Raw genomic sequence first — 11,869 nt, forward strand, 5'->3', positions numbered from 1 at the left:
TTTATTTCTCCTTCGCTTTATTTAATTCAAAAATAGTTCTTTCATTACCCATTTTAAGATCTCCCTCAGTTCTATATCCATCAGTAATACATTGTCGTTGTCCTAAGCCATGGCAATTATGTACGGATAAACGTTCATCACTAAACATATCTGCTGTTCGCTGTAACCAGCTTTTATTCAGATTATTTTCAGATGTTGTTGCAGGGTTTCCTCCCAATAAAATCGGCATACTACCTACTGGGTCACTAGCATGATTCTCAATCCGAATTGAACCATCTGAAGTGGTTCTTTCCTTACCCGTTTGCAATTGACTTAAATAACCATTCGCTCTTGTTACATCTGCTGCAGGACCAACCATTTTAATTGTCGTACCTGAAAGTAGCTTTTTATCTCGGTTATCTTCTGTATTTAGCGCTTTTAATGCATTACTTAATGTTAATGTGCCACGACTATGGGAACCTAGGTATAAATCATCTTTACCATACTGCTTCATGATATTCATCGCTTGTAAACTTGAATTATCCATACCTAATAGCTTTCCAAAAGAAGTTTCAAACATTTTCTCATAACCCGCCACTAAGAGCTCTGACAAACCATTTTTCGCTTCAGGATGGTGAACAAAATAAACATCTTTATATACCTTTTGATTTATATTGCCTGTTTTATCATCCCTGCCCGCAATATAGTTTTGTACCGCAAATTTTGCGGCAGAATTACGATCATTAAAGATGCCATTGAACGCAACGACATATTTACTCTCTGTTTTCCCTGTTTTTGGATCAGTATAAGTAACTTTTTGTAATTGATTACGCTCTTGATCTGATAACTCATGCAATTGATAAATATTACGTCCTTTATCCAATTGTTCTTGAAGATAGTCTTTTCGACTTACTCCCTTAGCATCCGCTTCTTCATTTATTTTCTTCAGAATTTCTGGATCCTCTATAGGTTTTCCTTTTTCATCCACTTTATGAGTAAACATCCGATGTTCTGCGATAAACATTGTTCGATAAGCCTCATCCGTAACACCACCAACATTCTTCGCAAACGCTTGAATCGTTGCAACATCCTGCTCAACCTCTTTCTGCATTTGTGAATAATCTATTTTTTCAAGTTTATTCGTTTCTTGCTTGGTTGATTTTTTAATACTTTCAATATTTTCTTTGCCTTTTTGACTACCAATATTGAAGTTTCCCTCGCTTATCACTGCATAAGTCGTACTTTGACGGTTTTCTTTTTGGCTACTATTACTGGCTAAATTTGCTAAACCCATTTTAGCAGCGGCATATAAATCCGAACTATGTATATCATCTTTATCTAAGCCAAATTTTACCGGTGATTGATTAGCCTGATTTGGATTGGCTTGGTCAAAAGTTTCATTACTTCGACCTTCACGATAAATTTTATTAAGCTCTTTATCCTCATTTGAAGTTTGGTCGCGATTTACGGAAAATCCTCCCATTAATCCCATAGCAGATGATTTCGCATGAGAATAATTTTGAATATTTGAATATTCAAAGTCTTGTGCTGTTAATTGGTTCTTTTCTTTTGACGCTTGTGAAAGAATTGCACCACCAATAGATGACACTTTATTTTTTACATTCACATCATAGCCATCATCACCTGCATAGATGCCCGCCTGTTCATTCACACTCGCATGATCAGCATTGATTTTCGATTTATTGAAACCGCCACCCGCAGCGAAACCGTAACCAACCGTCACACTGCCACTGATATTCGTCTGTTTGCCATCATAACTGGATTTATCTTGCAAACTTTTGATATTCAAGTTTTCGGCATTGACTTCAACGCGTTTACCTTTTACTTGGCTCCCAATAAGGTTTGTATCACCACCGCTTTGTATTGTGGTTTGGCTGTTGGCGTCACCCACGTGGCTTGCCACATAAGTGGTTTCATCGCTATTACCATAGCCTTTACCTCGGTTTCCACCCACGGTAATTCCGGCGGCTACGCCATTACCAAATTTCACAGCGACTCCTACGTTAAAGCCGCTTGATTTATTGGTGCTGCGCTCTTTGTGCGTTTGTTCAGTAGCCGTGATGTTGATGTCATTGTCAGCTCCCAAGACGGTCCCTTGTTTACCGGACACGTCCGAACCGTTAATGGTGATGTTGGATGCTTTGCCTGCCCCTGTGGCAACAATATTCACTTTGCCTCCGGCATTCACTTGAGATTTGGCCGCGGTTTTTCCTTCAGTATGCGTGCGTGATTCGCTCTTTTGTTGGCCGTAAGTGATTTGTACCCCCACGACGGAATCCATATTTCCATTTTCCATCGCCTCTTGCATCGCTTTTCCTGCCTGTCCCACCGCTTGTCCGGCTCGATAGGCATCCATCGCCGAGTTCGCCGCCGCCATGGCATTGACGCGGTCATTTTTGCTTTGACCGACGCGCTCAACGGATTTCACCGTCCCTTGCACGGCTTGTAATGCCGATAAAATAGGGGAGGTAATCGCAATCGTTAACCCTTTTTGTTCGAAGGTTTGTTTCATATTGCTTTCATATTTGTCATCCGCTGCTTTTATAGTGGCTTGTTGGGCGAGAATACCTACATCACCTTTGGCGCTACTGACCGCACTTGCGGTTTGAGTGTAGCGGTTTTCAGCAATTAATCGGGTCTCGTGATTGAGGCTACCGACTTGGCTGCCTGAAGCGTAAAATCTGGTTTGGTCGGTTTCCAGAGTTTGTTTTTGGCTACCAAAGGTGACACCAATGCCACCGCCAAGCATGCCTGATTTTTTCTTGCTGTAAAAATCTTCTGAATATGCGCGGTTCTCTGCTTCTCTAATATCAATGTTTTTTCCTTGTGCGGTGAACCCATTTTCTGCCACAAGGTTGCTTCCTTGCACTTTAATATTGCCATTATTGGATTGAAGGTGAATTTTATCAGCATCGATCATGGAAGCTTCAGCAAGGTCATAATCATGACGGTGTTTGGCGGTGATCGTTTTTTTGCTAAACAAACCGCGATCAGTTGTTTTGATTGCACTATTTAAGTGTTCTTTCACCCGCCCTTCGTGAATATCGATATTGCCTTGTGCTGCAATGGTCGTTTCACCGTCAGAATGTAGCTGATTTCCTGTGACGGTGATGTTTTGACCGGCAATATACTGTGTGTTTCCTTTGACTTGAATTTGATTACCGATTTGATTTTCTTGATCCAATAAATAATAGTTATCCGCATTCATACGGTAATGTTCTTTGTTAATACGACTCACCGTACCCAGCTCTAAATCGCCCTTTGCATAAAATGCAGCATCACCGGCAATATTGGCACGGATTCCTTTTACCACAATATTTTCATCGGCATGAACCTGAAGTTTGCCACCCTTGTCGGTGAGATTAAGTTCAGCCGCTTTGCTAATGTCTTTTTTATAAAAGTCACCGGTATCTTTTGTTTCGGATAACTTGCTTTCAAAGCGAAGATTTTTTGCATGGGCAGCTAGGTTATCTTTTGCTTCAAAGGTTCCCCCTAGATTTAAAAGCTCATTCTCTGCACTAATAGAAAGGTGATTTGCCTGTAATCGTCCTTCGTTGTTTTTGATATTTTGGGCAGTTATGGAGAGAGAGCTATTACCTAAAATCGTGCCTGAATTGTCGACCTGGTTCATACCGCGAATGATGACATGATTAGCAGAAATCAGGCTGCCTTCTCCATTAATTTTGCTGTTTCTGCGAGAAAGATAAACTTTCGGCGCGAGAACATTGATTTTCTCACCGTTAGGTAATTGTGTTTCGCGTTTTTCGAACCAAACTAAATCACTTGTTAGTTCCTTCATTTGCGCTGCTGTGAGCGCCACGCCCGGGGTTAAATTCCACTTCTTGGCATAATACAGGCCGTTATCCATTAAGGCTTTATATTGTTCATAATCAGATGTATAGCCTTCTAAAAAGCGACGCCCTGTGAGTTGATTGATTTGTTCGTTAATGAGACGTTGCTCATAGAATCCATCTCCTAGGCGTTTAAGCATATTTTGTGGATCAGCACGCAGTGCATGGAACATATAATCGCTACTTAGCCATTGTCGTTTATCGGCGAAACGCGGATCGGTTTCAACAATATAATGGCTATCGGCATGAGGATTAATTTTGTACAGGCTTTGATTCGGTAAACGTAGCCTGTTTTCAACAGGGCTTATTGCGTTTGCCGGCGTGTGTGCCGCAACGGAGGTATTGTCACTTTCTTTTCTGACCGCTTCGGGATCGCCAATGTGGTTTTTAACCACATTAAAGTTAAAGTGTTCTGTCGGATGGGCGACTTCATAATGCTTATGGTCTGTGTCTTTATGCCCATGGGATTTCTTTAGTCCACGACTACGATAGTGGACCCATTTAAAAACCGAGCCTTTATCAAGACGATCAATGTTGCCGATCACATCTTCATTAATTAAGGTGGCACCACCCTCTGAAAGGGTTTGATGGGAGAGATTTTGCGTGATCGGTTGTTCACCAAGAATCAGGCTTTTGCCAATCAGCAGTTTGCTGTATTGGTTTTTGAGATGATCACCGGTTAAAGTAAGATGACCGCTAATCAGTATTTTTCCCGGTGTTTGAACATCAATTTTGGATGTTTTGGTTGTTCTGTTATAGCGCCAGCCAATCCAGTCATTTTGATATTGCGTTGGGCGACCATCATAAAATTGAAACCACGCTTCTGAGCGTTTTTTATTCCAAGCAAAAATACCGTCTTTATCTACTGTAAAACGCTGACTATCAGTTGTTTTTGCAACTTGATGAAAATATTCGCGAGATTCGTTGATGCCTAATTTGAGGTGTAAATCCGTATTGAGTAATGTCGTGGTATTGATTTTTCCATCGCCCATCGCTTCAATGATGCCACTGCCGTTAATGATCTCTTTGGCACGCCCGACCGCTTCGCCGTTTTCCGATAATGTTCCTCCGATGTGTAAATCACCCAGGCTAAAAATGAAACTTTGATCGAGGTTTTTCAAGGTATTGATGCCAATATCAAGGCGTTTTCGTGCGGCAATCGTTGCCGATGAATCACCTTCCTTGATATTCGTTAAATGAGTGGCGGCAAAAAAAAGTTGATCGCCATAAATACGTCCGGTGCCTATATTATTTAGGCTTTCCCCTTCAATTCGTGTCGTTTCGCCATCGATGAGTCCTCGGTTAGTGAAAAGTGCGGTGGAAATTTGCGTTGTTTTTGAGGAAATTTCTGCTGCTTGGGTGTTTTCTATTTCGGCGGCGTGAATATTGACGCGATGACCAATGTTTAATTTACTCTTATTGGTGAATTTTCCTTCGGTGGTGAAATGTAAATTACCGTTGACCTGAAAGGTGTTCTTGAGCTCAATACCGTCTGTTAAGGCAATGTCTGCATTGCCTGTGGTGCTGATGTTTCCTTCATTTTGTAATGTTTTGGCGGTTAACGTTACGTGTTTCCCAGCATGTATTTTCCCTTCCGCGTTATTCAGATTCGCGTGGGATTTATCGCCGTTAATGTCTAATTGGCCTGCAGAAAGAATATCGCCTTGCTGATTATCCAATGTGTTTGCGACATTCAATGTTCCGCGTTGGATTGCATAAATACCGCCGGACTGGTTGTTGATCTGTTGTGCGGTTAGGGTAACTTGAGCCGCTTGTATCCCTTGGGTCGGATTTGTCGTGTTCTTTGTGCCTCGATTATCCAAGGTATTAGCCTGAACAAGGATGTTATCTGCAGCAACAATGAGTGAGCCTTCCTCGGAGACCTTACGATTATCGACATGAGCTGCATCGATTTGAATTTGTTTACCAGCTAAGGTGCCTTGGCGGTTATCTAGGTTTTTTGACTTCAGATGCTGCTTTTCTTTTGTGTGAATAGTGCCGCGATTTTCAATGTTTTCACTTGATTGAACCTGGATATTCCCTTGTGCACCGATAAACCCTTGGTTCACAACATGACCTTTGGCATCAATGACGACTTCGCCGGCAGACGCCCCAATGTGCCCAGCATGATTGACGCCAAGTCCTTGCTCCGTGCCGATTAAGTGAATTTTTTCTGCATATATCCCGCCGAGATGGGTCACATCCAACGCAAAGTGCGGTGGATTTTCTGACTGTTTTTCTTTCTCGGTAGTATGAATGATTTGCACGCTATCGTTGTTTTTCGTGACCCGATTTTTACCTGTGGTGACATTGACTTCCCGTTTGTTCCAAACACCGGCATTGATTTCTGCACTGCGGCTAATGATGTCCGTGTAGTCTGTTTGGCTGTTGTCGAGACCTTTTCCCTCTACGGTGACTTTGCCTTTCTCAACCTTGAAACTGTCTAGCGAACCATGATGAATTTCCGGTTTCCCGGTGGTGAAGGTGGCACGTTCCGCATTCATGATGCCACAGCCTTGACAATGAATGCCATTTGGGTTGGCAATAATGACATCCGCTTTTTTTCCTGCGACCTCAACATACCCTTTTAGTTGGCTAGGATGATTGGAGTTGACTTCATTCAGAATCACCTTGGCTTCGCCACCGGCAAGATAAGGGTTACCTTGAATCCAACCGCCCTGTTGGGTCTGGGTATTTTTCCGACTGTTATTTAAGATAGCTCCTTGCGTATCGACGTCAAAATGGCTGTAACGGTTATGGGATAGCCCTTGCTCATTCGGTGTTTGAATGTTGACTTGAGGTAACCCGTTAGCGGTTTGTAAAACAACGGGGCGTTGATTTGCCACAGCCGTCGAATCGGCTTGAATCATCAATGTCTCGGCGTGCGCTGATGGCGAGATAAGAGAAACGAATCCAAGAGCACAAAAGACGGCGAACGTCAGGGATTGCAGTGAAGGATAAAATGAAAAACACGCCGAAGATTGACCGCACTTGAGATCACCTGTTTCTGTGTTTCCTGCGGTTGTCGTTTTCGCTAATTCGGAGGTGACGATAAAACGTTGTAAGGTTTTGCTAAAAATGACGCGATAGCGATGTTTGTTCATAATATATCCTTGTTTTATTCGGTTGATTTTATGTGTATTAATGCATTGGGTTGTCATGCTTCCGTGATCGCACAGACTAAAACGCGAGGTTTAAATTGAAGCCCAATACTTTGCTTTTATGTTGAAGCCCTTGGGGTACATGGAGCGCTTTGCCGGCGAAAACGTCGTAACTGAACGCCTTCCAGCCGCCACGCAGGCCGATACCGGAACCAACCATTGAGCGCCCCAGTAATTCATCGGTTGATCTACCTCGCACAACGCCTTTATCCAGGGTGAGATAGAGTTGTTGACCGCTTTGGGCGATATGCCATGCCAATTCATTACGCCATACCCAACCGCGTTCGCCGGAGAGGGTTAATTCGCCGTCGGTTCCACGTACCGTATAACGTCCACCAATACTGAACCGATCTTGCATGACCAACGGGGTTCGATTCCATTGTGCGCGCCAGAGCGAGTTGAAATGGAAAGATTGTGTCGCCCATTGGAAAGGATGGGTGAGTTCTATTTCTGTGGTGAGGATTTTCATGCGTGATGACCCTTCATTAAAGCGTTCTTCTGGATGACGTTTTGCATGATAGGCACCGGTTCCGCGCTTAAAGTTTGCATTGAATGCTAAGGTGGAATGGTTCCAATTAAAACGATGGGTTAATCCCACTTCCCAGCCGGCGGTTCGTTTACGTTGAATGTCGATTTCTGCCTTATTGATGGCGTTGGAAGATTGTCTTCCCCAAAGGGAAAAAGCGAGTTGGGTTTTATGTTGAGCATGACGAAATAGCACACGGGAAAGACTGATTTTGCTCGTTTCACTGCGGCCGGAATAGCGCACTTTCGCTCCATAGGCTGCGGCAACTTGTTGGTGATATTGATTCACGTTATGGGAGGCGCTTAATTGCCAATAACGAAATGGAACAGAATAAGAAAAGTGCACGTTTTGACTGCGTCTAGGACCCTCTTCATCTGAACCTAACCAACTTGGGCGTTTCATGGTGTGCGTAAATCCGACGTAAAATAAGTCGTTGGCCGTGAACAGATTATCTAAAGAAAGAGTGGCTGAACCCTGTAATCGACCGGTTGCCGTCGAACCGGCATCATCCAAGCCGAGGGCTAGTCGAAACGGAAAACGTTGTGCGTATTGCACCCATAAATCACTTTCACCGGGGAGCGTATCATTTTCTTGGACGGGAAGAAGTTCTAGCTTGGCGTCTGCCGTCGGCAGGCGTTTAAGATTTTCTAAGGATTGTTCTATGTCGCGCAGATTTAAAATATCCCCTTGTTGTGGCACGAGTGCCGTCCAGGCAGTGAGTGGTGTTAATTTTTTGACCGCACTTTGGTCTTCAAGTAAAACATGGCGTAGTCTGCCGGGAATGACGGTGAGTACCAATTTTCCATCGTTGAGGTCCTGTTCGGTGATGACGACACGTGTAGTGATATAGCCTTTTTCAATGATGTTGTTTTGCATTTGTCTCATGAGGCTGTTGAGTCCTTGTGTGCCAAAACAATGAGGCAAGGTTAGCGCTAAGCTGTCTTTAGCTTGTTGATAAGCCCATTGAAATTGGCTTGGAAGATGCGCCTTATCGGAAGAGGGCGTGTTGATATAATCGTTTATTTCAATTTGCGTAATGGGAAAGCAGGGCTGTTCCGCCTGTGGTAACGTCCATTTTTCTGTTGTTGGTTTAGCAAGATGAATGAGCTTGTTGGCACGGTGCTGTATTTCACGTTCTTTTTCCGCTTGTTGTTGGCGTAGTTGCTGTTGAGCATCTAGATTGTCTAGATTGGCGGTGAAATGATGATCGGCATAGCTTGCTTGGGCGCAGATAAAGCCAATAAAAAGAAAGCGTAATTGATAAATAATGCGCATTGTGTGATTCTCCATGTAAAAATGTCAGGAAAATAGGGAATCTTGGATAGCAACTCAATTTCATTAGCGTATTTTTGCGAGCCGGATCGCGATGATGAAAAATTATCGTAAAAATAAGTGTTTTTTTAAACGGGAGAAATCAGGTCTGGTACAAATTAGTGGTATATTTGTGCGGTGTTACAAGAAAGGAATAATTATGGTTATGCAGTATCCAATGAATAAGTCACTACTTCAGGCTAAAAACATGTTAAGCAGGCAAAAAATGCGTCTGATTTTCACCGCACTTTTGTTCTGTACGCCCCTTTCTTTTGCTGCACCTAACGAGGATTTATCAAAAATTCATCAGCAAATTCAACAACAAAAACAGAAAATTGAGCAGCAAAAGCGGGAACAGCAGAAACTACAGAGCACATTAAAAACTCAAGAAAATCAGATTAATTCGGTGATCGGGCAATTACGTCAAACGGAATCGGATTTAAAAGAAATTCGCAAAAATATCAGCGATACCGATAGACAAATCAAACAGTTACAAAAACAAGAAAAAGAACAAAAAGCAAAACTGGCGAAGCAGTTGGATTCTGCTTATCGTTCAGGCACGAACCCATCAGTGGCGGAGCGAATGCTGTCCGATAAAGGGCAAAATGCAGAACGCATGAAAGCGTATTATGAGCATTTGAATCAAGTACGGATGGGGTTAATTGAGGAACTGAAGAATACGCAGGAGCAGCTGGCAAAACAAAAAGCCGCCATTGCAGAACAACATAAAACGCAACAAGCGCAACTTGCCGGACAGAAAAAACAGCAGCAAGAATTGCAAAAAGTGCAGAAGGAACGGCAAAGCACGTTGAACCAACTGAATCAAAACTTAACGCGTGATGAAAATAAATTAGAAGCGCTGAAAGCGAACGAAAATGCGTTGCGCCAAGAAATCCAACGAGCGGAGCAGGCGGCGCGTCAGCAAGAACAACGTGAACGAGAGGCGTTAGCACAGAAAAAACAGGCGGAAGAAACCAAACATCACAAGCCTTATCAACCGACAGCGCAGGAGCGGCAACTGTTGAACAGCACCGCAGGGTTAGGCACGCCGAAAAAACAATATGGTTTTCCGGTGGCGGGCAAAGTCGTGAACAGTTTTGGTTCAACTCAAATGGGCGAGTTACGTTGGAAAGGTATCGTGATTGCGGCGGGCGCTGGTACACCGGTGAAAGCCATTGCTGACGGGCGGGTGATTCTTGCTAACTGGCTGCAAGGTTACGGCTTAATGGTGATCGTGAAACATGGCGATAGCGATTTGAGTTTGTATGGCTATAACCAATCGGTTGCCGTGAAAGAAGGGCAGCTTGTGAAAGCTGGTCAAAAAATCGGTGAAGTAGGCAATAGCGGCGGCCAATCGAAAAGCGGATTGTATTTTGAGATTCGTCGCAAAGGTGTGGCAGTGAATCCGTTAGGTTGGGTGCGATGACCTTGGTGATCAGAAAAACGTTGTTGTTGGCGACCGCACTTTTGACGGCGCCCTTTGCCTATTCTGCTAAATTGGCCATTGTCATTGACGATTTAGGCTATCATGCGAAAGAAGATGCCCAGATTTTGGCGATGCCGAAAGCGGTGTCGGTGGCGATTATTCCGGCTGCGCCTTACGCCAAACAACGTAATCAACAGGCATTCCAACAAGGGCGTGATATTCTCATTCATATGCCTATGGAAACGGTGTCTAAAATGAAAATTGAAGATGGCGGGTTGCATTTAGGAATGTCGCAAGGGGAGGTGAATCACCGCGTTCAAACCGCTCACAATATTGTTTCCAACGCCATTGGGATGAACAATCATATGGGCAGCGCTGCCACGGCAGATGGGCCTTTAATGACCAAATTAATGACCGCACTTCGTGAGCGTCATTTGTCTTTCCTGGATAGCCGCACCATTGGTCGCAGTGTGGCAGGTAAAATGGCGAAAGAACAAGGTGTACGCACGTTAGATCGGCATATCTTTTTAGACGACAGCGATACGTTTGCTGATGTGCAACGACAATTTCAAGCCGCCGTGCAATATGCGCAGAAACACGGCATCGCCATTGCCATCGGGCATCCGCGTAAAAATACCATTGCCGTCTTGCAAGCGGGAATTGCTAATTTGCCGACGGACGTGCAGCTGGTTTCTATGGGCAGTTTGTGGCGAAACGAAAAAGTCGCACCGCCGAAACCTTTTATCCTTCTCTTTAGTGAAATGCCTGCGCCTACGTCCATTCCACCTTATACCGCAGTGCCATTGTTGCGTGGCGTACCTTAGTCTTGCTGGTCTGTTACACAGATGCTTTAGAAAGCTTCTGCAACAGCCTATCCATCGCCCGATAACCTAATGCTTCTGCTAAGTGTCGCTGATGAATTTTCGTTTCTCCTTCTAAATCCGCAATGGTGCGTGAAACCTTGAGTATGCGGTGGTATGCCCGCACAGACAGCCCAAGTTTGGTCAGAGCATTTTCTAAAAATAGCGCATCTTTTTCCTCTAGTTTGCAATCTCGTTCAATTTCTTTGCTGGTTAAATGAGCGTTAATTTTGCCGGCACGTTGCAGTTGAATGGCACGTGTTTTTAAGACTTTTTCTCTCACGGTGGCACTGGATTCACCACGGTTACCGCTATGTTGCAGACTCCCTTGCGGCAACAACGGCACTTCAATAGATAAATCGAAACGATCTAAAAAGGGGCCGGACAGACGATTTAAGTAGCGCATGATTTGTTGTGGTGAGGTGCGGTTATGCGTGCCTTGATAATGCCCCGTCGGGCTTGGGTTCATGGCGGCAATCAGCTGAAATCTTGCCGGAAATTGAATCTTGGCATTGGCACGGGAAATGATGATTTCACCACTTTCTAACGGCTGGCGGAGGGCGTCTAATACCTTGCGTTCAAATTCCGGCAGTTCATCTAAAAACAATACGCCATTGTGTGCGAGGGAGATTTCCCCGGGTTTTGGAATCGAACCGCTGTCAAAGTTACAAATAAGTGGCATAATCGGCAAAACTTAGAACGATAGAATAAGGCTTTAGCCTATTTTTTTACAC

General features: G+C 43.9%; 4 protein-coding genes and 1 pseudogene. 2 read left to right on the forward strand and 3 right to left on the reverse strand.

The genetic code is table 11. The features are described 5' to 3' along the window. Window position 1: 1 nt before the first annotated feature. Window positions 2-6,955, reverse strand: a complete 6,954-nt coding sequence (locus DK415_RS08625; protein ID WP_109433276.1) for a two-partner secretion domain-containing protein — start codon at window positions 6,953-6,955, stop codon at window positions 2-4. A 76-nt stretch (window positions 6,956-7,031) separates the two neighbouring features. Continuing rightward, window positions 7,032-8,813, reverse strand: a complete 1,782-nt coding sequence (locus DK415_RS08630; RefSeq protein ID WP_239305728.1) for a ShlB/FhaC/HecB family hemolysin secretion/activation protein — start codon at window positions 8,811-8,813, stop codon at window positions 7,032-7,034. 244 nt (window positions 8,814-9,057) lie between these two features. Between DK415_RS08630 and envC the strand changes: the two genes are divergently transcribed. Together envC and DK415_RS08640 are read left to right on the forward strand one after the other, a co-directional pair. Then, complete coding sequence (envC, locus tag DK415_RS08635; protein WP_239305739.1) at window positions 9,058-10,275, forward strand: murein hydrolase activator EnvC; 1,218 nt, start codon at window positions 9,058-9,060, stop codon at window positions 10,273-10,275. Then, on the forward strand, window positions 10,272-11,099 hold the full coding sequence (locus DK415_RS08640) for a divergent polysaccharide deacetylase family protein (RefSeq protein ID WP_109433279.1): 828 nt from the start codon (window positions 10,272-10,274) through the stop codon (window positions 11,097-11,099). Before envC ends, DK415_RS08640 begins: the two co-directional genes overlap by 4 nt. A gap of 13 nt (window positions 11,100-11,112) precedes the next feature. On the opposite strand, the pseudogene DK415_RS08645 reads toward DK415_RS08640, so the two are convergent. After that, window positions 11,113-11,790, reverse strand: a pseudogene (locus tag DK415_RS08645) (ATP-binding protein); the annotation flags it as partial. Window positions 11,791-11,869: the final 79 nt, after the last annotated feature.

Source organism: Aggregatibacter segnis, from assembly GCF_003130075.1.
In the GTDB taxonomy this organism is placed as follows: Bacteria; Pseudomonadota; Gammaproteobacteria; order Enterobacterales; family Pasteurellaceae; genus Aggregatibacter; species Aggregatibacter segnis_A.